Raw genomic sequence first — 24,976 nt, 5'->3', positions numbered from 1 at the left:
TGCTTACGCTGAGCCTTCATACAAAAGGGGGCTCGTCCATTGGTCTAAAGGTCGCAGGTGCGTGGGGTGGTGAGATGTGCTCAAGATTGGCGCTTTTCCCTTTGCTTTCAGGCTTGTAGGCCACCAAATGTGCTGTTTTCGATGCAAATGAGCATGGCGTGAGGTTTCAGTCGCCATTTATCTGGAGTAGGCTCGAACGCAGCCAGATGTTCAATCCATAGATGGAGTTCAGCATGGGATACAAGAAGATTCAGGTTCCGGCAGTCGGCGACAAAATCACCGTCAATGCAGACCATTCTCTCAATGTTCCTGACCAACCGATCATCCCCTACATCGAAGGAGACGGTATTGGCGTCGACATCAGCCCGGTGATGATCAAGGTGGTCGATGCCGCTGTTGAAAAGGCTTACGGCGGCAAGCGCAAAATCTCCTGGATGGAGGTGTACGCTGGTGAAAAGGCCACTCAAGTCTACGACCAGGACACCTGGCTGCCCCAGGAAACCCTGGATGCGGTCAAGGATTACGTGGTGTCCATCAAGGGCCCGCTGACAACGCCGGTCGGTGGCGGTATCCGTTCGCTGAACGTGGCGCTGCGCCAGCAGCTCGACCTGTATGTGTGCCTGCGCCCGGTGCGCTGGTTCGAAGGCGTGCCCAGCCCGGTGAAAAAGCCAGGCGACGTGGACATGACCATCTTCCGTGAGAACTCCGAGGATATTTACGCGGGCATCGAGTGGAAGGCCGGTTCGCCGGAAGCGATCAAGGTGATCAAGTTCCTCAAGGAAGAAATGGGCGTTACCAAGATCCGTTTCGACCAGGATTGCGGGATTGGCGTCAAGCCGGTCTCCAAAGAGGGTACCAAGCGCCTGGCGCGCAAGGCCTTGCAGTATGTGGTAGATAACGACCGCGACTCGCTGACCATCGTGCACAAAGGCAACATCATGAAGTTCACCGAGGGTGCCTTCAAGGAGTGGGCCTATGAGGTGGCGGCTGAAGAGTTCGGTGCGACCTTGCTCGATGGCGGGCCGTGGATGCAGTTCAAGAACCCCAAGACCGGCAAGAATGTAGTGGTCAAAGATGCTATTGCCGACGCCATGCTCCAGCAGATCCTGCTGCGCCCGGCCGAATATGACGTGATCGCGACCCTCAATCTCAATGGCGATTACCTGTCCGACGCCCTGGCGGCGGAAGTGGGCGGTATTGGTATTGCGCCGGGAGCCAACCTGTCGGACACCGTGGCAATGTTTGAAGCCACCCACGGCACTGCGCCTAAATATGCGGGCAAGGATCAGGTCAACCCTGGTTCATTGATCCTGTCGGCAGAAATGATGCTGCGGCATATGGGTTGGGTCGAGGCGGCGGATCTGATCATCAAGGGCACCAATGGCGCGATTTCGGCCAAGACCGTGACCTATGACTTCGAGCGTCTGATGGATGGCGCTACGTTGGTGTCGTCGTCGGGCTTTGGTGACGCGTTGATCAAGCATATGTAAACAGGTAGATAAAACCGGCCGCCCTGATGATTCGGGGCGGCCGGTTTGCTTTCAGTGCTTTGTTCAGAAGCTGGTCAGGCCTGCTTGCTTTTCTTGTCTTGATTTGTGACCGTGCGCCGCGCCGTTTTCTACAGCAGGCGTGGTGGTGATGCCTTTGATATTCACCGCGTGCAAGCCCTTTGGGCCCTGGGTAATGTCAAAGGATACCGGTTGACCCGCCTTCAGCGTTTTGTACCCATCCGCCTGGATCGCTGAGAAATGCGCAAAAAGGTCTTCTTGCTTGCCGTCTTCATTAATGAAGCCGTAACCCTTGGCATTGTTGAACCACTTGACCTTACCACTAGCCATTCCCTTATCCCTCTGCACCAGACTCCATCACTGGAGTATCATCCTGTCTATCCGTCCTAACCCGAATAAATAAGGTTGACTGCGCGGACCTTTTTTACCCACTGTGGGCTCTATTTGTTGTAACACCGTTTCGCCGATAGTCAAGGTGACCCAAGGGTCAGAGTTGAAATTCTGACAGGCCGCCCCCACCACTGTAATTGAACCACTGACGAACCTTTCTTTCCCATGCATGCAAACAGCCAGATTCGACTAACATTCAATCAGGATCGCCCGGATCAGGAACATGACGACGACGGTTCTGCAGGCATTGCTGTCCAGGAGGCCAAGCCTGCTTTACAGGCGCCGCCGATGTACAAGGTGGTTTTGTTCAATGATGACTACACACCGATGGATTTCGTCGTCGAAGTGCTCGAGGTGTTTTTTAACCTGAACCGCGAGTTGGCGACCAAGGTAATGCTGGCCGTTCACACAGAAGGACGGGCAGTATGTGGAGTGTTTACCCGCGACATCGCCGAGACAAAGGCCATGCAGGTCAACCAGTACGCCAGGGAAAGCCAGCATCCGCTACTCTGTGAAATCGAGAAGGACGGTTAACGCCGACCACTTGGGTATGAGGTGAAGCTATGTTAAACCGCGAGCTCGAAGTCACCCTCAATCTTGCCTTCAAGGAGGCTCGTTCGAAGCGTCATGAATTCATGACCGTCGAACACCTGCTGTTGGCACTTTTGGATAACGAAGCTGCCGCCACCGTTCTACGTGCGTGCGGCGCCAACCTCGACAAGCTCAAGCATGACCTGCAGGAGTTTATCGACTCCACCACGCCACTGATCCCCGTGCATGACGAGGACCGCGAAACCCAGCCAACCCTGGGGTTCCAGCGGGTATTGCAGCGTGCTGTGTTCCACGTACAGAGCTCCGGTAAGCGTGAAGTCACGGGCGCGAACGTGCTTGTGGCAATTTTCAGCGAACAGGAAAGCCAGGCCGTGTTCCTGCTCAAGCAGCAGAGCGTTGCCCGTATTGATGTAGTCAATTACATCGCCCACGGTATCTCTAAAGTGCCTGGGCACGGCGATCATTCCGAGGGTGAGCAGGATATGCAGGACGAGGAGGGCGGTGAGTCTTCTTCTTCGAGCAATCCGCTGGATGCCTATGCCAGCAACCTCAATGAAATGGCGCGCCAGGGGCGGATCGATCCGCTGGTGGGGCGTGAGCATGAGGTTGAGCGTGTAGCGCAGATCCTTGCGCGTCGTCGCAAGAACAACCCGTTGCTGGTGGGCGAGGCGGGCGTGGGTAAGACCGCGATTGCCGAAGGCCTGGCCAAGCGCATTGTCGACAACCAGGTGCCAGACCTGCTGGCCAGCAGTGTCGTCTATTCCCTTGACCTGGGCGCGTTGCTCGCCGGGACCAAGTACCGTGGCGATTTCGAGAAACGCTTCAAGGCGTTGCTCGGTGAGTTGAAAAAGCGTCCACAGGCCATCCTGTTCATCGACGAGATCCATACCATCATTGGCGCCGGTGCAGCCTCCGGTGGGGTGATGGACGCTTCCAACCTGCTCAAGCCACTGCTGTCCTCGGGTGATATCCGTTGTATTGGTTCGACCACGTTCCAGGAATTCCGCGGCATCTTCGAAAAAGACCGTGCCCTGGCGCGTCGCTTCCAGAAAGTCGACGTGTCCGAGCCGTCGGTTGAAGACACCATCGGTATCCTGCGCGGGCTCAAGGGGCGTTTTGAAGCGCACCATGGCATCGAATACACCGATGAGGCCTTGCGTGCGGCGGCTGAGCTGGCGTCGCGCTACATCAATGACCGGCATATGCCTGACAAGGCCATCGATGTGATCGACGAAGCGGGTGCCTACCAGCGCCTGCAGCCGGTCGAGAAGCGCGTGAAGCGCATCGACGTGCCTCAAGTCGAGGACATCGTGGCCAAGATAGCGCGGATTCCGCCAAAACACGTCACCAGCTCCGACAAGGAGTTGCTGCGTAACCTGGAGCGCGACCTCAAGCTCACTGTGTTTGGCCAGGATGCGGCCATCGACTCGCTGTCCACGGCGATCAAGTTGTCGCGTGCTGGCCTCAAGTCGCCGGACAAGCCAGTCGGTTCGTTCCTGTTCGCAGGCCCGACCGGCGTCGGCAAGACCGAGGCGGCTCGCCAGCTGGCCAAGGCCATGGGCATCGAACTGGTCCGTTTCGACATGTCCGAGTACATGGAGCGCCACACTGTGTCGCGCTTGATCGGTGCGCCTCCGGGCTATGTCGGCTTCGACCAGGGCGGCCTGTTGACCGAGGCGATCACCAAGCAGCCACATTGCGTATTGCTGCTCGATGAAATCGAAAAGGCTCACCCGGAAGTCTTCAACCTGCTATTGCAGGTCATGGACCACGGGACCCTGACCGATAACAACGGGCGCAAGGCAGACTTCCGCAACGTGATCGTGATCATGACCACCAACGCCGGTGCCGAAACCGCGGCGCGGGCTTCGATCGGCTTTACGCATCAGGATCACTCCTCCGATGCCATGGAAGTCATCAAGAAGAGCTTCACGCCGGAGTTCCGCAACCGCCTGGACACCATTATTCAGTTTGGTCGCCTCAGCCATGAGGTCATCAAAAGCGTGGTGGACAAGTTCCTCACCGAGCTTCAAGCGCAGTTGGAAGACAAGCGCGTGCAGCTGGATGTGACGGAAGCGGCCCGCAGTTGGATCGCAGAGGGCGGCTACGATGCGGCAATGGGCGCACGCCCAATGGCGCGTCTGATCCAGGACAAGATCAAGCGGCCACTGGCCGAAGAGATCCTGTTCGGCGAACTCTCCGACCATGGTGGGGTGGTACACATCGACCTGAAGGACGGCGAGCTGACCTTCGAGTTCGAGACCACGGCTGAAATGGCCTGATCGTTAGCTGCAACATTGCAAAAGGCGCCGAAAGGCGCCTTTTTGCTGCCTGAAATACGATTACGAGACAATGACGGTCAACTGTGGGAGCTGGCTTGCCTGCGATGACGGTCCTTCAGTCGCACATCGTTAACTGGCCCACCGCTATCGCAGGCAAGCCAGCTCCCACAGGGTCAAGTGGCGACTGTTAAATCCTGCGCACACAAAAACGCCCGGCATAACCGGGCGTTTTGTATTGACTTGCTTAGCGAGCGCGGTAAGTGATGCGCCCTTTGCTCAAGTCATAGGGCGTCAGCTCGACGCGCACTTTGTCACCGGTAAGAATACGAATGTAGTTCTTGCGCATCTTGCCGGAGATATGCGCGGTTACGACGTGCCCATTTTCCAACTCCACACGAAACATGGTGTTGGGCAGGGTGTCGACGACAGTGCCTTCCATTTCGAAGCTGTCTTCTTTCGACATGCAGTAAAGCCCTCGGTATCCAGTGAATGGCCCGGTGCAACTGCGCCAGGCAAAAGCGGCGTGCATTGTGCCCGAAAAAGGGTGTTCAAGCCAAGGGGTTCTAGTTAAGCGTGACCCATCTTTGATTAATCAGCAGCTCAATGGGCCTATATTGGGTCTTGTAGTTCATCTTTTTGCAGTTCTTGATCCAGTATCCGAGGTACACCGCTTCCAGCTCCAGGCGCAGCGCTTCGCCTATTTGCCAGAGGATGGCGAAGCGCCCGAGGCTGCGGCGTTCTTCGGTCGGTTCATAGAAGGTGTACACCGCTGAGAGGCCGTTGGGCAGTAGGTCGGTCACCGCTACGGCCAGCAGGCGGCCGTCGAGGCGGAACTCGTAGAAGCGCGAAAAAGGCAAGTCACGCACCAGGAATGTGGAAAACTGGTCGCGGCTGGGCGGATACATATCGCCGTCGGCATGACGCTGCTCGATATAGCGTTGGTAGAGATCGAAATATTCTTCGCTGTATTGGGGTTTGGTGGCGTGTACTGTCAGGTCAGCGTTGCGCTTGAGAATGCGTTTCTGATTACGGTCGGGCGAAAACTGCGCAACCGGGATACGCGCAGGCACGCACGCGTTGCAGTTCTGGCAATGGGGGCGATACAGGTGATCGCCGCTGCGCCGGAAGCCCATCTCGGACAGGTCGGCATACACATGCACGTCCATGGGCTGGCTGGGATCGAGGAACAGCGTGGTGGCCTGCTCGTCGGGCAGATAGCTGCATGAGTGGGCTTGAGTGGCATAGAACTTCAAGCGCGCCAGCTCGGTCATGATCAACCCTCGGGATAAGCTTTGAAATAAGTGTAAGCCACGTGCGCGAAAGTCGCCTAGGAAACCCACGGCCCAGCGTTGGGTTGGTCCAGATGTTTATGCAGGACGTCAGCGAAGACGCTGCGGGGTATGCCGCGGGCGCCCAGGCTGTGCAGGTGATCGTTGGGCATCTGGCAATCGATCAGTACAAATCCCCAGGCTTGCAGTTGCCGGGTCAGCGTGGCGAAGCCGAATTTGGAGGCGTTGTCGGCGCGGCTGAACATAGACTCGCCAAAAAACAACTGGCCCATCGCCAGGCCATAAAGGCCACCTACCAGTTCGCCCTGGTCCCAGACCTCGACGGAATGCGCATAGCCGCGTTGGTGCAGCTCCAGATAAGCCTTCTGGATACCTTCGGTGATCCAGGTGCCATCGGCGTAGGCACGGGGCGCGGCGCAGGCATGGATGACGGCGGCGAAATCCTGGTCGAAGGTCACGGTATAGCGCTGCTGGCGCAATAATTTGCCCAGGCTGCGGGAAACATGCAGCTCGTCGGGGAAAATCACCGTACGCGGGTCTGGCGACCACCAGAGGATAGGCTGGCCTTCGGAGAACCAGGGGAAGCAGCCATGGCGGTAGGCCTGGATCAGTCGTTCGGCCGACAGGTCGCCACCGGCGGCGAGCAGGCCGTTGGGTTCGCGCATGGCCTTGGCCAAGGGAGGGAACGTCAGGGTGTCGCGTTGTAACCAGGTCAGCATGGCATCCAGGCTTAGGGAAGGGGAGGGGAGTGGCAGGTCATGCACCTGCACCGCAAGCGTTGATTATTGACGACCCTGCGCCATGGGGCCAGCCCGAATAGGCGATTGACGAGGATTAGCATGAACGGGTGTTTCTGCAACTCTGTACACAGGGTGTGGTCGTAATCGGGTCTGGCGCATGCCGGCCATTTGCCAAGCTTGCCTGGATTGCTAAATACAGCTCATAAGCCTTTGTCAGCAAAGGCAATGCATGCTCAAATTGTCCGTGCAGTCAGGTGAAGGGCAAGTGTGTGGCATCGCGCACGCAAACCCGTACAATGCGGCCATTGTGGCGTTATCGCCATTTCACCTATCCGTCACCGGGTGTTAAAAGTAGATTCAGCAACATTCGTTCATTTTTCAACTGCTCCGGATAGAGCAGTCGTGTGTAGTCATTCAACAGATGGACGCGCTAAAGGCGCAGGAATAGACCCGTTTTGAAGAAATCCGCCGCAGCACCTAAAGCAGCAGTCGTACCGGCCTGGCGCCAGCACCTGCATTACCGACTCAAGGAAGGCGCACTGATTGCCATCGGTGCGCTGTGCCTGTTCCTGATGATGGCCTTGCTGACCTATGGCAAGGACGATCCGGGCTGGAGCCATAACAGCAAGATCGATGACGTGCAGAATTTCGGCGGCCCTGTAGGTTCCTACAGCGCCGATATCCTCTTCATGATCCTGGGTTACTTTGCCTACATTTTCCCGCTGTTGCTGGCGATCAAGACCTGGCAGATCTTCCGCCAGCGTCACGAGCCGTGGCAGTGGAGCGGCTGGCTGTTCTCCTGGCGCCTGATCGGCCTGGTGTTCCTGGTGCTGTCGGGCGCTGCGCTGGCGCATATCCACTTCCATGCCCCGACCGGTCTGCCGGCGGGCGCGGGCGGGGCCCTGGGTGAAAGCCTTGGCGACCTGGCGCGCAGGACCCTGAATATCCAGGGCAGCACCCTGATGTTCATCGCGCTGTTCCTGTTCGGCCTCACGGTATTCACCGACCTGTCATGGTTCAAGGTGATGGATGTGACCGGCAAGATCACCCTCGACCTGTTCGAATTGTTCCAGGGCGCCGCCAACCGCTGGTGGGCCGCCCGTGTCGAGCGCAAGCAAATGGTTGCGCAGCTGCGTGAGGTGGACACCCGTGTCAACGAGGTGGTGGCCCCAAGCACGCCGGATCGGCGCGAGCAAGCCAAGGTCAAGGAGCGCTTGATCGAGCGCGAGCAGGCCCTGAGCAAGCACATGTCGGACCGTGAAAAGCAGGTGCCGCCCGTGATCGCCCCGGCACCGCCCAAGGCGCCGGAGCCCAGCCATCGCGTGCAAAAAGAGAAGCAGGCACCGCTGTTCATCGACAGCGCCGTCGAAGGCACCTTGCCGCCGATCTCGATTCTGGACCCGGCCGAAAAGAAACAACTCAACTATTCCCCCGAATCCCTGGCGGCCGTCGGCCACCTGCTGGAAATCAAGCTCAAGGAATTCGGCGTCGAAGTGTCGGTGGACTCGATCCATCCGGGCCCGGTGATCACCCGTTACGAAATCCAACCGGCCGCCGGGGTAAAAGTCAGCCGCATTTCCAACCTGGCCAAAGACTTGGCACGTTCCCTGGCCGTGACCAGCGTGCGCGTGGTGGAAGTGATCCCGGGCAAGACCACCGTGGGTATCGAGATTCCCAACGAAGACCGCCAGATCGTGCGCTTCTCCGAAGTGCTGTCGACGCCGGAATACGACAACTTCAAATCGCCGGTCACCCTGGCGCTCGGCCATGACATCGGCGGCAAGCCGGTGATTACCGACCTGGCGAAAATGCCGCACTTGCTGGTAGCCGGTACCACTGGTTCCGGTAAGTCGGTGGGTGTGAACGCCATGATCCTGTCGATCCTGTTCAAGTCCGGGCCGGATGACGCCAAGCTGATCATGATCGACCCGAAGATGCTGGAACTGTCGATCTACGAAGGCATCCCGCACCTGCTGTGCCCGGTGGTCACCGACATGAAGGACGCCGCCAACGCCCTGCGCTGGAGCGTTGCCGAGATGGAGCGCCGCTACAAGCTCATGGCGAAGATGGGCGTGCGTAACCTGTCGGGCTTCAATGCCAAGGTCAAGGAAGCCCAGGACGCCGGCACACCGCTGACCGACCCGCTGTACAAGCGCGAAAGTATTCACGATGAAGCACCACTGCTGACCAAGCTGCCGACCATCGTGGTGGTGGTCGATGAATTTGCCGACATGATGATGATCGTCGGCAAGAAGGTTGAAGAGCTGATCGCCCGTATCGCCCAGAAGGCACGGGCGGCGGGTATCCACTTGATCCTCGCGACACAGCGGCCGTCGGTGGACGTGATCACCGGCCTGATCAAGGCCAACATTCCGACCCGCATGGCGTTCCAGGTCTCCAGCAAGATCGACTCGCGCACCATCATTGACCAGGGTGGCGCCGAGCAACTGCTGGGCCACGGTGACATGCTCTACATGCCGCCGGGCACCAGCCTGCCGATTCGCGTTCACGGCGCCTTTGTTTCCGATGACGAAGTCCACCGTGTGGTGGAAGCCTGGAAACTGCGCGGCGCGCCCGAGTACAACGACGACATCCTCAACGGCGTCGAAGAAGCCGGCAGCGGCTTTGAAAATGGCGGCGGTGGCGGTGATGACGATGCCGAGACCGACGCTTTGTATGACGAAGCCGTGGCCTTCGTACTGGAAAGCCGCCGTGCGTCGATCTCCGCGGTGCAGCGCAAGCTGAAAATCGGCTACAACCGTGCCGCCCGCATGATCGAAGCCATGGAAATGGCCGGCGTCGTGACCGCAATGAACACCAATGGCTCGCGTGAAGTCATCGCCCCCGGGCAGATGCGCGACTGATTCCGCGCCGCGTGGCAACACGCGGCGTGCCCTGACTACTCAATGAGGACTCCCATGCGCTTTATCCGCATGCTGTTGTTGCCAGCCTTGGCCCTGACCGCTGTTTCGGCTCACGCTGACCCGGCTTCCGTCGCCAGCCTGAAGAACCTGTTGGACAAATCCCAGACCCTCACCGCGCGCTTCTCCCAGCTGACCCTGGATGCCGGCGGCACCCAGTTGCAGGAAACAGCCGGTGAAATGGCCGTGCAGCGCCCAGGGCTGTTCTACTGGCATACCGAAGGCAAGGCGGAGCAGACCATCGTTTCCGACGGCCAGAAAGTCACGCTGTGGGACCCGGACTTGGAACAGGCGACCATCAAGAAGCTCGATCCGCGCCTGAACCAGACCCCGGCACTGCTGCTGTCGGGTGATGTGTCGAAAATCAACGACAGCTTCGACATCACCTCCAAGCAGACCAGCAACGTCATCGAGTTCACCCTCAAGCCAAAATCCAAGGACACGTTGTTTGACACGCTGTCCCTGTCGTTCGGCAACGGCGTGATCAACAACATGCGCCTGGTCGACAGCGTCGGCCAGCGCACCGATATCCTGTTCTCCGGGGTCAAGGCCAACCAGCCGGTGCCCGCGTCCAAGTTCAAGTTCGACATCCCCAAGGGTGCCGACGTGATCCAGGAATAAACTGCCCAGAGGTTTCAAACGCTGCCCATGGATCTGTTTCGAAGTGACCCGATTGCCCAGCCGTTGGCCGCGCGCTTGCGTTCGACCAACCTGGATGAGTACGTCGGTCAGGAACACCTGCTCGCTCGGGGCAAGCCCTTGCGCGAAGCCCTGGAGCAGGGTGCGCTGCATTCGATGATTTTCTGGGGGCCGCCGGGCGTGGGCAAGACCACCCTGGCGCGGTTGCTGGCGAAGGTCTCGGATGCGCACTTTGAAACGGTCTCGGCGGTGCTCGCCGGGGTCAAGGAGATCCGCCAGGCGGTGGAAGTCGCCAAGCAGCAGGCCGGGCAATACGGTAAACGCACTATCCTGTTCGTCGACGAAGTGCATCGCTTCAACAAGTCGCAGCAGGATGCGTTCCTGCCTTATGTCGAGGACGGTACGCTGATCTTTATCGGCGCCACCACCGAAAACCCTTCCTTTGAATTGAACAACGCCTTGTTGTCACGGGCGCGGGTCTATGTGCTCAAGAGCCTGGATGAAGCGGCGATGCGAAAGCTGCTGCACCGAGCCTTGAGCGAAGACAAGGGGCTGGGCAAGCGCCAGCTGAGCCTCAGCGATGAAGGTTTCAAGATTTTGCTGACCGCCGCCGATGGCGACGGGCGCCGCTTTCTCAACTTGCTGGAGAATGCTTCCGACCTGGCCGAAGACGGCGGCGAGATTGGCGTCGACCTGTTGCAAAGCTTGCTCGGTGACACACGCCGGCGTTTCGACAAGGGCGGCGAAGCCTTCTACGACCAGATTTCCGCGCTGCACAAATCCGTACGCGGTTCCAACCCTGATGGCGCGCTGTATTGGTTTGCGCGCATGATCGATGGCGGTTGCGACCCGCTGTACCTGGCGCGTCGGGTGGTGCGCATGGCCAGCGAAGACATCGGCAATGCCGACCCGCGGGCCCTGAGCCTGTGCCTGGCCGCCTGGGAGGTGCAGGAGCGCCTCGGCAGTCCGGAAGGCGAGTTGGCGGTCGCCCAGGCCATCACTTACCTGGCCTGCGCGCCCAAAAGCAACGCAGTGTACATGGGCTTCAAGTCGGCCCTGCGTGCGGCCGCCGAGCATGGTTCCCTCGAAGTGCCGCTGCACCTGCGCAACGCGCCGACCAAGCTGATGAAGCAGCTGGGGTATGGCGACGAATACCGTTATGCCCACGATGAGCCGGACGCCTACGCGGCCGGCGAAGACTACTTCCCCGATGAGCTGGAGCCGCAGCCGTTCTACCAGCCAGTGCCCCGTGGCCTGGAGCTGAAGATCGGTGAGAAGCTCAACCACCTGGCCACCCTCGACCGTCTGAGCCCCAGGCAGCGGAGAAAAACATGATTCCTTTGGTGATCGCCGTCTCGGCGGGAGGTATCGCCGGTACACTGCTGCGCTTCGCCACCGGCAATTGGATCAACGCCAATTGGCCGAAACACTTCTATACGGCGACGCTCGCCGTTAATATCGTGGGCTGCCTGTTGATCGGCGTGTTATACGGCCTGTTTTTGTTACGCCCGGAAGTGCCTGTCGAGGTACGTGCCGGCCTGATGGTTGGCTTTCTTGGCGGCCTGACGACTTTTTCATCCTTTTCACTGGATACCGTGCGCCTGCTGGAAAGCGGGCAAGTGCCGCTGGCGATTGGCTATGCGGCCATCAGCGTATTCGGCGGGCTGCTCGCCACCTGGGCTGGCCTGTCCTTGACCAAACTTTGATAACGAGAGACCGACATGCTCGATTCCAAACTGTTACGTAGCAACCTTCAGGACGTAGCGGACCGCCTGGCATCCCGTGGCTTTGCCTTGGATGTTGCGCGCATCGAAGCGCTGGAAGAACAGCGCAAGACCGTCCAGACCCGCACCGAAGCACTGCAGGCTGAACGTAATGCGCGCTCCAAGTCCATCGGCCAGGCCAAGCAGCGCGGTGAAGACATCGCGCCGTTGATGGCGGATGTCGAGCGCATGGGCACTGAGCTGTCCGATGGCAAAATCGAGCTGGAAGGCATTCAGACCCAATTGGATTCGATCCTGCTGGGCATTCCGAACCTGCCCCACGAATCTGTGCCGGTCGGCGAAGATGAAGAAGGCAACGTCGAAGTGCGCCGCTGGGGCACGCCGAAAGCCTTCGATTTCGAGATCAAGGACCACGTCGCCTTGGGCGAATTGACCGGTGGCCTGGATTTTGAAACCGCGGCAAAAATGTCCGGCGCACGCTTTGCCTTGTTGCGCGGCCCGATTGCGCGCATGCACCGTGCACTGGCGCAGTTCATGATCAACCTGCACACCGGCGAACACGGTTATGAAGAGGCCTACACCCCGTACCTGGTTCAGGCGCCGGCGTTGATGGGTACCAGCCAACTGCCGAAATTCGAAGAAGACCTGTTCAAGATCAGCCGCGACGGCGAAGCCGACCTGTACCTGATCCCGACCGCCGAAGTGTCGCTGACCAATATCGTCGCCGGCGAAATCCTCGACGCCAAGCAACTGCCGTTGAAGCTGGTTGCTCACAGCCCGTGCTTCCGTAGCGAAGCCGGCGCGTCGGGTCGCGACACCCGTGGCATGATCCGCCAGCATCAGTTCGACAAGGTTGAAATGGTTCAGGTAGTAGAGCCGTCGACCTCCATGGAGGCCCTGGAAGGCCTGACTGCCAACGCCGAGCGCGTGCTGCAGTTGCTGGAGCTGCCTTACCGCGTACTGGCCCTGTGCACGGGCGACATGGGCTTCAGCGCCGTGAAAACCTACGACCTGGAAGTGTGGGTGCCGAGCCAGGACAAATACCGCGAGATTTCGTCGTGCTCCAACTGCGGTGACTTCCAGGCCCGTCGCATGCAGGCGCGTTTCCGCAACCCGGAAACCGGCAAGCCGGAGCTGGTGCACACCCTCAACGGTTCGGGCCTGGCCGTAGGCCGTACCCTGGTGGCCGTGCTGGAAAACTACCAGCAGGCGGACGGTTCGATCCGTGTACCTGAGGTGCTCAAGCCGTACATGGCGGGCGTTGAGGTCATCCGCTAAATGGAATTTCTGCCGCTGTTTCATAACCTGCGCGGCAGTCGTGTGTTGGTCGTCGGTGGTGGGGAGATTGCCTTGCGCAAATCCCGGCTGCTGGCCAACGCCGGCGCGGTGTTGCGGGTGGTTGCTCCCCAGATCGAAAGCCAGCTGTGTGAGCTGGTGCTGGGCAGTGGCGGGGAACTGATGTTGCGCGGTTATCAGGAGGCCGACCTGGACGGTTGCACCCTGATTATCGCAGCCACCGACGATGAGCCACTGAATGCGCAAGTATCCAGTGATGCCAAGCGTCGCTGCGTGCCGGTCAATGTGGTGGACGCGCCAGCGTTGTGCAGCGTGATCTTCCCGGCAATTGTCGACCGTTCACCCTTGGTGATTGCCGTCTCCAGCGGCGGTGACGCGCCGGTACTGGCACGGCTGATTCGCGCCAAGCTGGAAACCTGGATTCCCTCGACCTACGGTCAATTGGCTGGGCTGGCCGCGCGTTTTCGGGGTCAGGTCAAAGGTTTGTACCCGGATGTGCAGCAACGCCGGGCGTTCTGGGAAGAAGTGTTCCAGGGCCCGATTGCCGACCGCCAGTTGGCCGGGCAGGGCGAGGAGGCCGAGCGCCTGTTGATCGAAAAGGTCAATGGCGCGCCGCCTTACGCGCCCGGAGAGGTGTACCTGGTGGGTGCGGGCCCAGGCGACCCGGATTTGCTGACCTTCCGCGCATTGCGCCTGATGCAGCAAGCCGACGTGGTGCTGTACGACCGTTTGGTTGCGCCGGCGATTTTGGAACTGTGCCGTCGTGATGCCGAGCGCGTGTACGTCGGCAAGCGTCGCGCCGATCACGCGGTGCCCCAGGACCAGATCAACCAGCAACTGGTAGACCTGGCCAAGCAAGGCAAGCGCGTGCTGCGCCTCAAGGGGGGGGACCCGTTCATCTTTGGTCGTGGTGGCGAAGAGATCGAAGAGTTGGCGGCCCACGGCATTTCGTTCCAGGTGGTGCCGGGTATTACGGCAGCCAGTGGTTGCGCGGCCTATGCCGGGATTCCGCTGACTCATCGCGACTATGCCCAATCTGTACGTTTTATTACCGGGCACTTGAAGAACGGTACCTCGGACTTGCCTTGGCAAGACCTGGTCGGCCCCTCACAGACCCTGGTGTTCTACATGGGCTTGATTGGCTTGCCGATCATTTGCGAGCAGTTGATCAAGCACGGACGCGCGTCGGACACCCCAGCGGCGCTGATCCAGCAGGGCACCACGTCCAACCAGCGCGTGTTCACCGGCACCCTGGCCGACCTGCCGCGCATGGTGGCGGAGCATGAAGTGCATGCGCCGACATTGGTGATCGTGGGTGAGGTGGTGGTGTTGCGTGAGAAGCTCAAGTGGTTCGAGGGCGCTCAGTCTCAAGTCTGAACCGGCTCTTGTGGCGAGGGAGCTTGCTCCCGTTGGAGTGCGAAGCGCTCCCAAAATTTTGGGGCCGCTACGCAGCCCAGCGGGAGCAAGCTCCCTCGCCACAGGAGTTATCAGCCAAAGACACCTTTACCCGGCAGCCGCGCCCGATCATGGCTGCTGTCAAACCCCTGCAACGGCCCCTTCGGCACAATCCCCGTCGGGTTGATCGTGCGATGGCTGGCATAGTAATGCCCCTTGATATGCTCGAAATCCACCGTCTCGGCCACGCCTGGCCACTGATACATCTCCCGCAGCCAGTTCGACAAATTTGCATAGTCGGCAATTCGCCGCAGGTTGCATTTGAAGTGGCTGTAGTACACCGCATCAAAACGAATCAGCGTAGTGAACAGCCGCACATCGGCTTCGGTCAGGTACTCGCCGGCCAGATAGCGATGGCTGCCCAGGTGCTGTTCCAAATGATCCAGCTTGGCAAACACATCATCAAACGCACTTTCATACGCTTGTTGTGAGGTGGCGAAACCTGCGCGGTACACGCCGTTGTTCACGGCGGGGTAGATGCGTTCGTTGAGGCTGTCGATGGTCGAATGCAGGGCTTGGGGGTAGAAATCCAGGGTATTGCCGGTCAGCGCATTGAACGCACTGTTGAACATGCGGATGATCTCCGCCGATTCATTGCTGACGATGCGCTTGAGCTTTTTGTCCCACAGCACCGGCACGGTCACGCGCCCGGTATAGTCGGCGGTATCGGCGGTGTAGCGTTGGTGCATGAAGTTGAAACCGTCCAGTTTGTCGCCGCTGGAGCCATGGGCCTTGTCGAAGGTCCAGCCGTTTTCCAGCATCAGCCAACTGACCACCGAGACGTCGATCAGGCTTTCCAGGCCCTTGAGCTTGCGCAGGATCAAGGTGCGGTGCGCCCACGGGCAGGCGAGGGATACATAGAGGTGATAGCGACCGGCCTCGGCCTTGAAGCCGCCTTCACCACTCGGGCCTGGCCCGCCATCGGCGGTCACCCAGTTGCGGCGTTGTGCCTGTTCCCGTTGGAAAGCGCCATCGGCGCTACTTTCGTACCACTGGTCTTTCCACTGTCCTTCGATCAATAAACCCATGACTGGCTCCTTGGCTAATAAGCGTTGGAGCCCAGTCTAAAGGGATGAGTTCGAACTAAAAGCGCAAAGAACCGGCGTGAATGATCGATTAAATCGATTTATCCCGTGCGTCCCAGTACTGCTGGGCCAACTCGAACGCCTGCTGCCGCGGGTGACCAAGGCCGCGCAGGGCCAACGCCATGGTGGCGATCAACGCCAGTTGCGGGTAGCTGTCCTCAACGTCGCCGCGCCACAGTGCTTTTAGGTGCTCGGGCTCAAGCGTTGCTGGCTTGACGTGGCGCTGGACGGAAAGGGCGGGCCACTCTTCGTCCCAGCTCTGGCCGTCGGTGGTGCCATACAGGTGACTGAGGGTGTCGGGGTTGATCTCGATCTCGCCGCCGTCGCCCTTGACCACAATCACGTTGTCACCCAGCAAGCCACTGGCATCACGATGCACGCCCTGGTAACCGGGGTGGAAAATGCTTTGCAGGCCACAGCGCGCATTCAGCGGGTTGAGCAGGCGCGCCAGAGAGTGGATAGGCGAACGCAGGCCCAGAGTGTTGCGCAGGTCAATCATGCGTTGCAGCTGTGGCGCCCAATCACCCAGCGGGATAAACGCCAGGTTGCCGTGGGCAAAGGCGTTTTCGACCTGTTGCCAATCGCGGCACAGCGGGATCTGCAAGCTGTCCAGCAATTGCTCGGTGTACAACCGCCCCGCAGTGTGGGCGCCGCCGCCGTGCATCAGGATGCGCACGCCGTTCTGTGCCAGGCATTTGGCTGCCAGCAGGAACCACGGCAGGTGGCGCTTTTTACCGGCGTAGGTGGGCCAGTCGATATCGACGTTCAGCGCTGGCGCGTGCAGGCGCTCACGTACGGCTTCGGTGAAACCGGCGAGTTCTTCCGGGCTTTCTTCCTTGTGGCGCAGCAGCATCAGGAAGGCGCCGAGCTGGGTGTCCTCGACTTTTTCGTCGAGCAGCATGCCCATGGCTTCCCGCGCTTCCTCGCGGGTGAGGTTGCGCGCGCCACGCTTGCCTTTGCCGAGGATGCGCACGAACTGCGCAAAGGGATGCTCTTGGGGCGTTACGAGAGTCAGGGGGGCAAAGTCGGTCATAAGCAATTCGTCGGCCTGGGCAGGCCCGCCAGCTTGGCGGCGAGTTTGGCGGGAGTGCCGTTGAACAGTTTGTTGAGGTGCAGGCTGTTGCCCTTTTCCGGGCCCAGCTTCAAGGCGGTGTACTTGATCAGCGGGCGCGTGGCGGGGGACAGCTGGAACTCGGTGTAGAACTGGCGCAGCAGGGTGAGGATTTCCCAGTGTGCCGGGGTCAGCTCCAAGGCTTCGGCAGCGGCCAGGGCATTCGCCACTTCATCGGACCAGTCGTTGAGGTCGACGAGATAGCCGTCCTTATCCAGTTCCAGGGTGTGTGCGCCGACGGTCAAGGTGTTCATAGCCAGGTGTTGACCTTGTCGTAGTCGATCGACAGTTGCACGAAGCCTGGGTAATCGACGCTGTCAGCCCAGTCGGGCAGCGGCAGGTTGCGCGCCTGCATGTCTTCGGCCAGCACAAACACCTTTACGCCTTTGGTTTGCAGGGCGGGCGTGTGCAGGCCGTAGGCTCCGTCGCCGCACAGCAGGATTGCGTCCTCGGCGCCACAGATGCGCAGGCAGCTATCGAGGCGGCTGTCGGTAAACGGGGAATGAGACACCACATGTAGAGTCGACATCAGAGGGTAATCACCTGGTCGTAACGGTCAATCAGTTGGGAAATGGCTTGGCTGTCGAGCACCTGTGCGTTGGCGGGTGGCGGCAACCCGCGTGCGGAAAGACTATGGCTGCACGCGAACACGTCATCAATGCCGAACAGGCCCAGGGCCTGCAGGTTGGCACTCAGGTCTTTCTGTTGCACGGCCTTGGCCGCTTGGTTCGGCGCCAGTTGGAACACACCGTCATCCAGCAACAACAGGCCAATGGGCAGATCGAACGCGCCACCGGCCAGCACGATATCCAGTGCTTCCCGCGCACTCGGCCCGGACCACGGGGCCTGGCGGCTGATCACCAACAAGGATCTGGGCATGTCACGGCCCTCCAAAACAGATCAGGCGGTCGGCGTCCTGGATCGCGTCATGCAACTGCCCAAGGCCCGATAACGCCCAGGGTGCCTCCAGATTCACGGCGCTGCGTTGATAGCGCGTAGCCTCTTCGGCATTCAGCACACCACGGCGCAAGGCGGCGGCGATGCACACCACACCGTCGAGCTGGTGCTGGCTGACGAACTCGCGCCATTGGCGCGCAATGTCTGGCTCGTCCTGGGGCGCAACGACGTTACTGGACGCGCTGTACACGCCATCCTGATAAAAAAACATCCGCACAATCTCATGCCCGCCGGCCAACGCCGCCTGTGCGAACAACAGGGCGCGGCGCGAGGAGGGCGCGTGGGCGGCGCTATACAGTGCAATCGCGAACTTCATGGAAGACTCTGCCAACAAACGTCGGCCAATGATAAAGCCGCCGCCGCGAAAAAGCCCGCCGTGATCAAAACGGTCACTGTGGTTGATCGTTCTGACGATTGCCGGCAGGCGCCAGGCTGCCTAGTCTGTGGGTATTCGCAACCCAACTGGAGTCCCCATGTCAGGTCCCTTGGCGTCCCTTAAAGTGCTGGATTTTTCCACCTTGCTGCCCGGCCCGTTTGCCTCCCTGATGCTGGCGGACATGGGCGCCGAGGTGCTGCGTATCGAATCGCCCACGCGGATGGACCTGTTGCGTGTGTTGCCGCCCCATGATCGTGGCACCTCGGCCAGCCACGCCTACCTCAATCGCAACAAGCGTAGCCTGGCCCTGGACCTCAAGCAGGCCGAGGCGCTGGAGATTGTGCGTGAGTTGGTCAAGGGCCATGACATCCTGCTCGAGCAGTTCCGCCCCGGTGTCATGGCGCGCCTGGGCCTGGGCTATGAGGCGCTGAAGGCGATCAACCCGCGGCTGATCTATGTGTCGATCACCGGCTACGGCCAGACCGGCCCCTATAAGGACCGCGCCGGGCACGATATCAACTACCTGGCGTTGGCCGGCGTCGCCAGCCATACCGGGCGCCAGGACACCGGCCCGTTGCCCCTGGGCGTACAGCTGGCGGATGTGGCGGGCGGTTCACTGCATGCCGTGGTGGGCTTGCTGGCGGCGGTGATTGCCAGGCAGCAGAGCGGGGTGGGGCAATACCTGGATGTGAGCATGACCGATTGCTCGTTCAGCCTGAACGCCATGGCTGGGGCCGGTTATCTGGCTTGCGGGGTCGAGCCTGGGTGGGAGAACCATGTGCTCAATGGCGGGAGTTTCTATGACTATTACCGCACGCGCGATGGGCGCTGGATGTCGGTGGGCAGTTTGGAACCGGGGTTTATGCAGCAGCTGTGCGCGGCCTTGGGACGCCCGGAGCTGGCGGCATACAGTGTGACGCCCGAACGGCAGGGCGTGCTCAAGCAGGCGTTGCAGGTGGAGTTCGAGAAGCGCAGTTTTGACCAGTTGTGTGAGTTGTTTGCCGGGGTGGATGCCTGTGTCGAGCCAGTGTTGAGTTTGAGCGAAGCGCTGGAGCATCCCCAGTTGAAGGCGCGGGAGCTGGTCAGCCAAGTGCCCCGGGGTGATGGCTCGACACAAGCGCAATTGGCCTGCCCGCTGAAATTCTCCGAGGGGTTGCCGGCGCCCAGGCATATTGGAGTGGCGGTGGGGGCGCACAGTGATGAGGTGCTGGCGGAGTTGGGGTTCGGTATTGAGCGGATAGAGCAATTGCGGCAGGCCAAGGTTGCAGGTTGACTGAGCCGACGCTTTCGCAGGCAAGCCAGTTCCCACATTTTGATTGTGTTCACAGATCCAAATGTGGGAGCTGGCTTGCCTGCGAAGAGGCCCTCATTCCACCCGAGTTTCCCCGGTGAACACCAACGTCTGCCGACACCGCCGACACAAATACCGCCGCCCCTGGTTCACCAGCCCATGGCGCTGCGGGGAGAACGGAAAATCACTGTCCGCACACGGGCAGCGGTAAATATAGCGAGTCACCTGTCGGCGCTTGACCTCGTAGGTATGGCAACGGTCGGGCGGCAGTTCGTAAACCCCGCGCATGATCAACTGCCATTCCTCGCCATGGGGCTGGATACGCTCGCCAAACAACTGGTGGGCAATCAGGTGCGCCACTTCGTGGGCCACGGTTTGCTTGAGAAAGTGTTGGCTGTTTTCACGGTACAACTGAGGATTGAAGCGCAGCAGGTTCTCGTGCAAATGCGCGACACCGGCTTTCTGGCCCCGCAGCTTGAGGCTGACCTGGGGGCGTTTGAAGCTTCGTTTGAAAAAGGATTCGGCTTGCAGGAAACAATCTTCGACGCGGGTATTGAGTTGCTCGGGCATGCTGTACATATCTCCAGAGACGCCCAGTATGCCGCAAAGCTGGGTGTTTCCGAATCTGTCAGGCGCCGAATGGTCATGCATAACGCACAAAGCCACCTTGCGGTGGCCTTGCCTGCGGGGTTTTTCGTTCAACTGGTGTAGATCGGCCCGACGCCCAGGCCCCAGACGATCACGGTAAAGGCCATGATCGCTACCAGCACCACCAGGCCGACGGCCAATACCGAGCTGGAAAACAGGAAGCCTTCATCCGGGTCGATACTCATGAAGGTCGGCAGCCCCACATACAGCAGGTACACCGTGTAGCAGATCGCCGCCGTGCCCACGACCATGCCCAGCCACATATGCGGGTAGAGCGCCGCCAGCCCGCCGATAAACAAGGGTGTGGCGGTGTAAGTGGCAAATGCCACGCAGCGGGCCATGCTTGGGCTGGCGTCGTAGGTGCGGGCCATCCAGTGAATGAACGCGCCCATCACCGCCACGCCGCACAGCATGGCCGCGTAGGACATGAGGGTCATCCACAGCGCGCTTTCCTGGGTCAGCATCACCGGGGCGCGGTTGCCGATGACCCAGCCGACCTGAGTGGTGCCAATAAAGGCGGAAATGGCGGGGATCGCCGCGAGAATCAGGGTATGAGTGAGGTACATGTGGCTGATGCTTTCTTCTTTATCGCCACGGATTTCCCGCCATTCCTGGTCGGGATGGGTAAACAGCCCCACGACGTGATGGATCATGCCAGTCACTCCTGTCGTTATTACCATCGCCCCCCATCGGAGCGCCCACGGGCCATATGGCCTGAAAGGTCTGGATAGATGTGCGACCTCAAGTCGCAGTATAGAAAGGGATGACCGGAATAACCGTAGGGCCTTTAGAGCAAATTGCGCTGTAAACAGGGGGGCTAATCGCGGTGTGGTCTGTCTGAGGTCATGGGATCCAGTGTGGGAGCTGGCTTGCCTGCGATGGCGGCCTGTCAGGAACAGAGATGTTGACTGGCACACCGCTATCGCAGGCAAGCCAGCTTCCACATTGGATCTGCGCCAGTCTTACCGGTAAAATGCTGCGCTTTTCGTCACACACCTTTGCGGATCCAAGCGCCATGGGCACTCTTACAGTCAACCAGAACAAACTGCAAAAACGCCTGCGTCGCCTGGCCGGTGAAGCGGTCGCCGATTTCAACATGATCGAGGAAGGCGACAAGGTCATGGTCTGCCTCTCCGGCGGCAAAGACAGCTACACCATGCTCGACGTGTTGCTGCACCTGCAGAAGGTCGCGCCAATCAAGTTCGAGATCGTGGCGGTCAACATGGACCAGAAGCAACCCGGTTTCCCTGAGCATGTGCTGCCGGCCTATCTGAAAGAACTGGGCGTCGAGTATCACATCGTCGAGAAAGACACCTACTCGGTGGTCAAGGAATTGATCCCGGAAGGCAAGACCACCTGCTCGCTGTGCTCGCGCCTGCGCCGTGGCACGCTCTATACCTTTGCCGATGAGATCGGCGCGACCAAGATGGCCCTGGGTCATCACCGCGATGACATTGTCGAAACCTTCTTCCTCAATATGTTCTTCAACGGCTCGCTCAAGGCCATGCCGCCCAAGCTGCGCGCCGATGATGGGCGCAACGTAGTGATCCGCCCGCTGGCGTATTGCAACGAGAAGGACATCCAGGCTTACTCCGATTTCAAGCAATTCCCGATCATCCCGTGCAACCTGTGCGGCTCCCAGGAAAACCTGCAGCGCCAGGTGGTCAAGGAGATGCTGGTGGACTGGGAGCGCAAGACCCCTGGGCGTACCGAAAGTATCTTCCGCAGCCTGCAAAACGTGATCCCGTCGCAATTGGCCGACCGCAACCTGTTCGACTTCACCAGCTTGAAAATCGATGAGACCGCCGCATCGCGTTTCGTCAATGTAGTGAACCTCTGAGTCTTCCCGAGGCTCTAGTACACGGCGCTTGCGGGCGCCGTTTTCAATTCGACTGACAGGAGAGGGCATGCGCGATTACAAGTGGCTGCACGAATATTGTCTGAACCGCTTCGGTTCGGCGGCCAAGTTGGAAGCCCATCTGCCGGTGCCCAAGACCCCGGCGCAATTGCGCAAGATAACGGATGACCGTTACCTGTCGACCTTGGCGCTGCGGGTGTTCCGCGCCGGTTTGAAGCACAGCGTGGTCGATGCCAAATGGCCGGCGTTCGAGCAGGTGTTCTTCGGTTTCGACCCGGAAAAAGTCGTGCTGATGGGGGCCGAACACCTGGAACGGCTGATGCAGGACACCCGCATCATCCGCCACCTGGGCAAGCTCAAGAGTGTGCCGCGCAACGCGCAGATGATCCTGGATATCGAGCAGGAGAAAGGCAGCTTCGGCGCGTTTATCGCTGATTGGCCGGTGACCGATATCGTCGGGCTCTGGAAGTACCTGAGCAAGCACGGCCACCAGTTGGGCGGCCTGTCGGCGCCTCGCTTCCTGCGCATGGTCGGCAAGGACACCTTTGTACCGAGCGATGACGTGGTGGCAGCGTTGAATGCGCAGAAGATCGTCGACAAGGCGCCGACCAGCCTGCGCGATTTGGCGACAGTACAGGGTGCCTTCAACCAGTGGCATGCCGAGAGTGGGCGGCCGATGTGTCAGCTGTCGATGATGTTGGCCTATACCGTCAACCATTGATACTGATCGTTCCCACGCTCCGCGTGGGAATGCTGCCCAGGACGCTCTGCGTCCAGGGCCTAGTGCAAGGGTGACGCGGAGCGTCACAGGATGCATTCCCACGCGGAGCGTGGGAACGATCAGCGATCAGTCAATCGGCCAGCCGCCGGTTCAATTGATGCCGCCAACGCACATACAGCAACGCCGTGCAAAACACCGCCAGGCTCGCCAGCATCTCCAGCGCACCAAACCACTGGCGGTTCGGGTCATACGCCGCCAGTGCGCCCTTGATGAAATACAGGTTCACCGCAAAGCACATCCACGAATGCCCGCGTGCGCTGCCCATCAGCATGCCTGGCGCAAGTATCAGCAGCGGCACCAGCTCGATCAGCAGGATGACCCACGGGCGCGCCCCATGCAGGTCGGCGACCAACAGGTAGTACACGCACAACAAGCCCACCAGGCCCAAGAACGCCAGCAGGCTTAGCGCGCGTGCCACCTTGACCCGTGGCTCCAGCCACTCCCGTGGCGGCAGGACCTTAGGCTTCCTGGCCACGGCCGTTCTCCAACAGCGTGGCGGTCTTGGCCAGGCGCAGGCCCAAGGCCCGGCACAAGGTGATTTCATGTTGATCGAGCATACGCTTGCCGTCTGGCCCGGAATGGTGGCTGGCGCCATACGGCGTGCCGCCGCCCTGGGTGTCGAGCAGCGCCTGCTCGCTGTAGGGCAGGCCGGTGATCAGCATGCCGTGGTGCAGCAGCGGCAGCAGCATCGACATCAGCGTGGTTTCCTGGCCGCCATGCAGGCTGGCGGTGGAGGTGAACACGCCGGCCGGCTTGCCGACCAGAGCGCCGGTGAGCCACAGGTTGCTGGTGCCATCGAGGAAGTACTTGAGCGGCGCGGCCATGTTGCCGAACCGGGTGGGGCTTCCCAGGGCCAGGCCCGAGCATTGCTTCAGGTCGTCCAGGCTGGCATACAGCGCGCCCTCGTCGGGAATGCTCGGCGCCACCGCTTCGCACTCGGTGGAAATCGCCGGCACGGTGCGCAACCGCGCTTCCATGCCGCCTTGCTCGATACCGCGGGCAATCTGTCGGGCCATCTCGCTCACCGAGCCGTTGCGGCTGTAATACAACACCAGCACATAGGGCGTGGTCACGGCAGGATCTCCAGCACGTTCTCGGGCGGGCGGCCAATGATGGCTTTGTCGGCGGTTTCCAGGATCGGGCGTTCCATCAGCTTGGGATGGGCTGCGATGGCGGCGATCAGTTGGGTGTCGCTGAGGCTGGCGTCGGCCAGGTTCAGGGTTTTGTATTCGTCTTCGCCGGTGCGCAGCAGTTGGCGTGCGCTGATCCCCAGTTTTTTCAGCAGGGCCTCGATTTGCGCGGCATCCAGCGGGGTTTCCAGGTAGCGCACGACGGTCGGGGTGAGGCCGCGGGCTTCCAGTAGTTCCAGCGCACCGCGGGATTTCGAGCAGCGCGGGTTGTGATAAAGCGTCAGATCGGTCATGTGCGGGTCGCATCTTGCTTAAGGTGGCGGGTATTCTACCTGCGCTGGCGCCTGTCCTTAAACCGTAAGAGGCGATAGGCCGCAGCCAACGTTCATTTTTGCGAAGGAATACCCCATGACAAGGCGACTGATCGGTGCATTGGCGATCATCACAACCCTGCTGCTCAGCGGCTGCGGTAACGATTACGGCGTTGACCAATACGGCCAGAAAGTGGCGGCCGAACGCCTGGACAAACAGTGGCTGGTGGTCAACTACTGGGCCGAATGGTGTGGCCCGTGCCGCACGGAAATCCCCGAGCTCAATGCCCTGGCAGAACAGTTGAAAGGCCAGAATGTCGGGGTGTTCGGCGTCAACTTCGACAATGTGCAGGGTGAGGAACTGAAGGCCGCCAGCGACAAGCTGGGGATCAAGTTCACGGTGCTGGCCCAGAACCCGGACGGGATCTTCGAGATTCCGCGCAGCGAGGCCTTGCCGGTGACCTACATCATCGACGACAAGGGCAAGGTGCGTGAGCAGTTGATGGGTGAGCAGACAGCGGAAGGGGTGTTGGCCAAGCTCAAGGCCCTGAAAGGCTAGAACTATGGGAGCTGGCTTGCCTGCGATGGCATCGCTGCGGTGTACCTGATACACCGCGTCGTCCGCATCGCAG

28 protein-coding genes are annotated in these 24,976 nt (G+C 60.2%); 13 read left to right on the top strand and 15 right to left on the bottom strand.

Annotated elements, in window-relative coordinates; translation table 11 throughout:
- Positions 1-233: 233 nt before the first annotated feature.
- Positions 234-1,490 carry an NADP-dependent isocitrate dehydrogenase gene (gene icd, locus APH41_RS02650; protein ID WP_005789095.1) on the top strand — a complete coding sequence of 419 codons (1,257 nt, stop codon included), beginning with the start codon at positions 234-236 and terminating at the stop codon, positions 1,488-1,490.
- A 63-nt stretch (positions 1,491-1,553) separates the two neighbouring features.
- On the opposite strand, the gene cspD is transcribed toward icd, so the two are convergent.
- Positions 1,554-1,838 carry a cold shock domain-containing protein CspD gene (cspD, locus tag APH41_RS02645; protein ID WP_054899045.1) on the bottom strand — a complete coding sequence of 95 codons (285 nt, stop codon included), beginning with the start codon at positions 1,836-1,838 and terminating at the stop codon, positions 1,554-1,556.
- A 225-nt stretch (positions 1,839-2,063) separates the two neighbouring features.
- On the opposite strand from cspD, the gene clpS reads away from it, so the two are divergent.
- Positions 2,064-2,432: an ATP-dependent Clp protease adapter ClpS gene (gene clpS, locus APH41_RS02640; RefSeq protein WP_005789091.1), complete on the top strand. Its 369-nt coding sequence runs from the start codon at positions 2,064-2,066 to the stop codon at positions 2,430-2,432.
- Between the two features lie 29 nt (positions 2,433-2,461).
- The gene (gene clpA / locus APH41_RS02635) at positions 2,462-4,732 is read left to right on the top strand and encodes an ATP-dependent Clp protease ATP-binding subunit ClpA (protein ID WP_003192090.1); all 2,271 of its coding nucleotides are present in this window, start codon (positions 2,462-2,464) and stop codon (positions 4,730-4,732) included.
- Positions 4,733-4,976: 244 nt separating this feature from the next.
- On the opposite strand, the gene infA is transcribed toward clpA, so the two are convergent.
- From infA to aat, 3 genes are all read right to left on the bottom strand, one after another.
- Entirely contained in the window at positions 4,977-5,195 is a 219-nt protein-coding gene (gene infA / locus APH41_RS02630; protein WP_002553999.1) for a translation initiation factor IF-1, read from the bottom strand.
- Between the two features lie 100 nt (positions 5,196-5,295).
- Positions 5,296-6,003: an arginyltransferase gene (locus APH41_RS02625; protein WP_003192088.1), complete on the bottom strand. Its 708-nt coding sequence runs from the start codon at positions 6,001-6,003 to the stop codon at positions 5,296-5,298.
- A gap of 56 nt (positions 6,004-6,059) precedes the next feature.
- On the bottom strand, positions 6,060-6,740 hold the full coding sequence (gene aat / locus APH41_RS02620; RefSeq protein WP_054917260.1) for a leucyl/phenylalanyl-tRNA--protein transferase: 681 nt from the start codon (positions 6,738-6,740) through the stop codon (positions 6,060-6,062).
- A gap of 476 nt (positions 6,741-7,216) precedes the next feature.
- Between aat and ftsK the strand changes: the two genes are divergently transcribed.
- The 6 genes from ftsK to cysG are packed head-to-tail and all read left to right on the top strand — an operon-like array spanning position 7,217 to position 14,718.
- On the top strand, positions 7,217-9,625 hold the full coding sequence (gene ftsK, locus APH41_RS02615; protein WP_032896677.1) for a DNA translocase FtsK: 2,409 nt from the start codon (positions 7,217-7,219) through the stop codon (positions 9,623-9,625).
- 54 nt (positions 9,626-9,679) lie between these two features.
- Complete coding sequence (gene lolA, locus APH41_RS02610; RefSeq protein WP_003174700.1) at positions 9,680-10,303, top strand: outer membrane lipoprotein chaperone LolA; 624 nt, start codon at positions 9,680-9,682, stop codon at positions 10,301-10,303.
- A gap of 27 nt (positions 10,304-10,330) precedes the next feature.
- Positions 10,331-11,656 (top strand): replication-associated recombination protein A, encoded by a 1,326-nt coding sequence (locus APH41_RS02605; protein WP_034127878.1) that lies wholly within the window; start codon positions 10,331-10,333, stop codon positions 11,654-11,656.
- Entirely contained in the window at positions 11,653-12,027 is a 375-nt protein-coding gene (crcB, locus tag APH41_RS02600) for a fluoride efflux transporter CrcB (RefSeq protein ID WP_054898297.1), read from the top strand. Before APH41_RS02605 ends, crcB begins: the two co-directional genes overlap by 4 nt.
- Before the next feature lie 15 nt (positions 12,028-12,042).
- On the top strand, positions 12,043-13,323 hold the full coding sequence (gene serS, locus APH41_RS02595) for a serine--tRNA ligase (protein WP_034127876.1): 1,281 nt from the start codon (positions 12,043-12,045) through the stop codon (positions 13,321-13,323).
- Positions 13,324-14,718: a siroheme synthase CysG gene (gene cysG, locus APH41_RS02590; protein WP_054917257.1), complete on the top strand. Its 1,395-nt coding sequence runs from the start codon at positions 13,324-13,326 to the stop codon at positions 14,716-14,718. It begins immediately after the preceding gene.
- A gap of 110 nt (positions 14,719-14,828) precedes the next feature.
- Here cysG and APH41_RS02585 read toward each other — a convergent pair whose 3' ends face one another.
- From APH41_RS02585 to tusD, 6 genes are all read right to left on the bottom strand, one after another.
- Positions 14,829-15,824, bottom strand: coding sequence for a glutathione S-transferase family protein (locus tag APH41_RS02585; RefSeq protein ID WP_054917255.1), 996 nt, complete (start codon positions 15,822-15,824; stop codon positions 14,829-14,831).
- A gap of 88 nt (positions 15,825-15,912) precedes the next feature.
- A complete protein-coding gene (locus APH41_RS02580; RefSeq protein WP_054917253.1) occupies positions 15,913-16,914 on the bottom strand; it encodes a glycosyl transferase family protein in 1,002 nt (333 codons plus the stop codon).
- Entirely contained in the window at positions 16,911-17,246 is a 336-nt protein-coding gene (locus APH41_RS02575) for a TusE/DsrC/DsvC family sulfur relay protein (protein ID WP_034127872.1), read from the bottom strand. Before APH41_RS02575 ends, APH41_RS02580 begins: the two co-directional genes overlap by 4 nt.
- Positions 17,243-17,521 (bottom strand): sulfurtransferase complex subunit TusB, encoded by a 279-nt coding sequence (gene tusB, locus APH41_RS02570; protein WP_054898293.1) that lies wholly within the window; start codon positions 17,519-17,521, stop codon positions 17,243-17,245. Before tusB ends, APH41_RS02575 begins: the two co-directional genes overlap by 4 nt.
- Complete coding sequence (gene tusC, locus APH41_RS02565) at positions 17,521-17,871, bottom strand: sulfurtransferase complex subunit TusC (RefSeq protein WP_054917251.1); 351 nt, start codon at positions 17,869-17,871, stop codon at positions 17,521-17,523. Before tusC ends, tusB begins: the two co-directional genes overlap by 1 nt.
- A gap of 1 nt (position 17,872) precedes the next feature.
- On the bottom strand, positions 17,873-18,265 hold the full coding sequence (gene tusD / locus APH41_RS02560; RefSeq protein ID WP_054898291.1) for a sulfurtransferase complex subunit TusD: 393 nt from the start codon (positions 18,263-18,265) through the stop codon (positions 17,873-17,875).
- A gap of 157 nt (positions 18,266-18,422) precedes the next feature.
- On the opposite strand from tusD, the gene APH41_RS02555 reads away from it, so the two are divergent.
- Positions 18,423-19,598 (top strand): CaiB/BaiF CoA-transferase family protein, encoded by a 1,176-nt coding sequence (locus APH41_RS02555; protein ID WP_054917249.1) that lies wholly within the window; start codon positions 18,423-18,425, stop codon positions 19,596-19,598.
- Between the two features lie 93 nt (positions 19,599-19,691).
- Here the strand turns inward: APH41_RS02555 and APH41_RS02550 are convergent, their stop codons facing one another.
- Both APH41_RS02550 and APH41_RS02545 read right to left on the bottom strand, forming a co-directional pair.
- Positions 19,692-20,186, bottom strand: a complete 495-nt coding sequence (locus APH41_RS02550; protein ID WP_003192067.1) for a SprT family zinc-dependent metalloprotease — start codon at positions 20,184-20,186, stop codon at positions 19,692-19,694.
- A gap of 128 nt (positions 20,187-20,314) precedes the next feature.
- The gene (locus APH41_RS02545) at positions 20,315-20,917 is read right to left on the bottom strand and encodes a Yip1 family protein (protein WP_014718889.1); all 603 of its coding nucleotides are present in this window, start codon (positions 20,915-20,917) and stop codon (positions 20,315-20,317) included.
- A gap of 362 nt (positions 20,918-21,279) precedes the next feature.
- Here APH41_RS02545 and ttcA point away from each other — a divergent pair, with 362 nt between their 5' ends.
- Positions 21,280-22,104, top strand: coding sequence for a tRNA 2-thiocytidine(32) synthetase TtcA (gene ttcA / locus APH41_RS02540; RefSeq protein ID WP_054917314.1), 825 nt, complete (start codon positions 21,280-21,282; stop codon positions 22,102-22,104).
- 67 nt (positions 22,105-22,171) lie between these two features.
- Positions 22,172-22,843: a DNA-3-methyladenine glycosylase I gene (locus APH41_RS02535; protein ID WP_034127867.1), complete on the top strand. Its 672-nt coding sequence runs from the start codon at positions 22,172-22,174 to the stop codon at positions 22,841-22,843.
- Positions 22,844-22,973: 130 nt separating this feature from the next.
- Here the strand turns inward: APH41_RS02535 and APH41_RS02530 are convergent, their stop codons facing one another.
- Genes APH41_RS02530 through arsC form a run of 3 tightly spaced genes read right to left on the bottom strand, consistent with a single transcriptional unit; the run spans position 22,974 to position 24,326 of the window.
- A complete protein-coding gene (locus APH41_RS02530) occupies positions 22,974-23,378 on the bottom strand; it encodes a DUF2069 domain-containing protein (RefSeq protein ID WP_054898288.1) in 405 nt (134 codons plus the stop codon).
- A complete protein-coding gene (gene wrbA, locus APH41_RS02525) occupies positions 23,362-23,976 on the bottom strand; it encodes an NAD(P)H:quinone oxidoreductase (RefSeq protein WP_054917248.1) in 615 nt (204 codons plus the stop codon). Before wrbA ends, APH41_RS02530 begins: the two co-directional genes overlap by 17 nt.
- Entirely contained in the window at positions 23,973-24,326 is a 354-nt protein-coding gene (gene arsC, locus APH41_RS02520; RefSeq protein ID WP_034127864.1) for an arsenate reductase (glutaredoxin), read from the bottom strand. Before arsC ends, wrbA begins: the two co-directional genes overlap by 4 nt.
- Before the next feature lie 115 nt (positions 24,327-24,441).
- Here arsC and APH41_RS02515 point away from each other — a divergent pair, with 115 nt between their 5' ends.
- Complete coding sequence (locus APH41_RS02515; RefSeq protein ID WP_003192057.1) at positions 24,442-24,903, top strand: TlpA disulfide reductase family protein; 462 nt, start codon at positions 24,442-24,444, stop codon at positions 24,901-24,903.
- Positions 24,904-24,976 lie beyond the last annotated feature (73 nt).

It is taken from the genome of Pseudomonas sp. NBRC 111138 (genome assembly GCF_001320835.1).
GTDB lineage: Bacteria > Pseudomonadota > Gammaproteobacteria > Pseudomonadales > Pseudomonadaceae > Aquipseudomonas > Aquipseudomonas paracarnis.
This window is presented reverse-complemented; position numbering and strand designations above follow the sequence as displayed.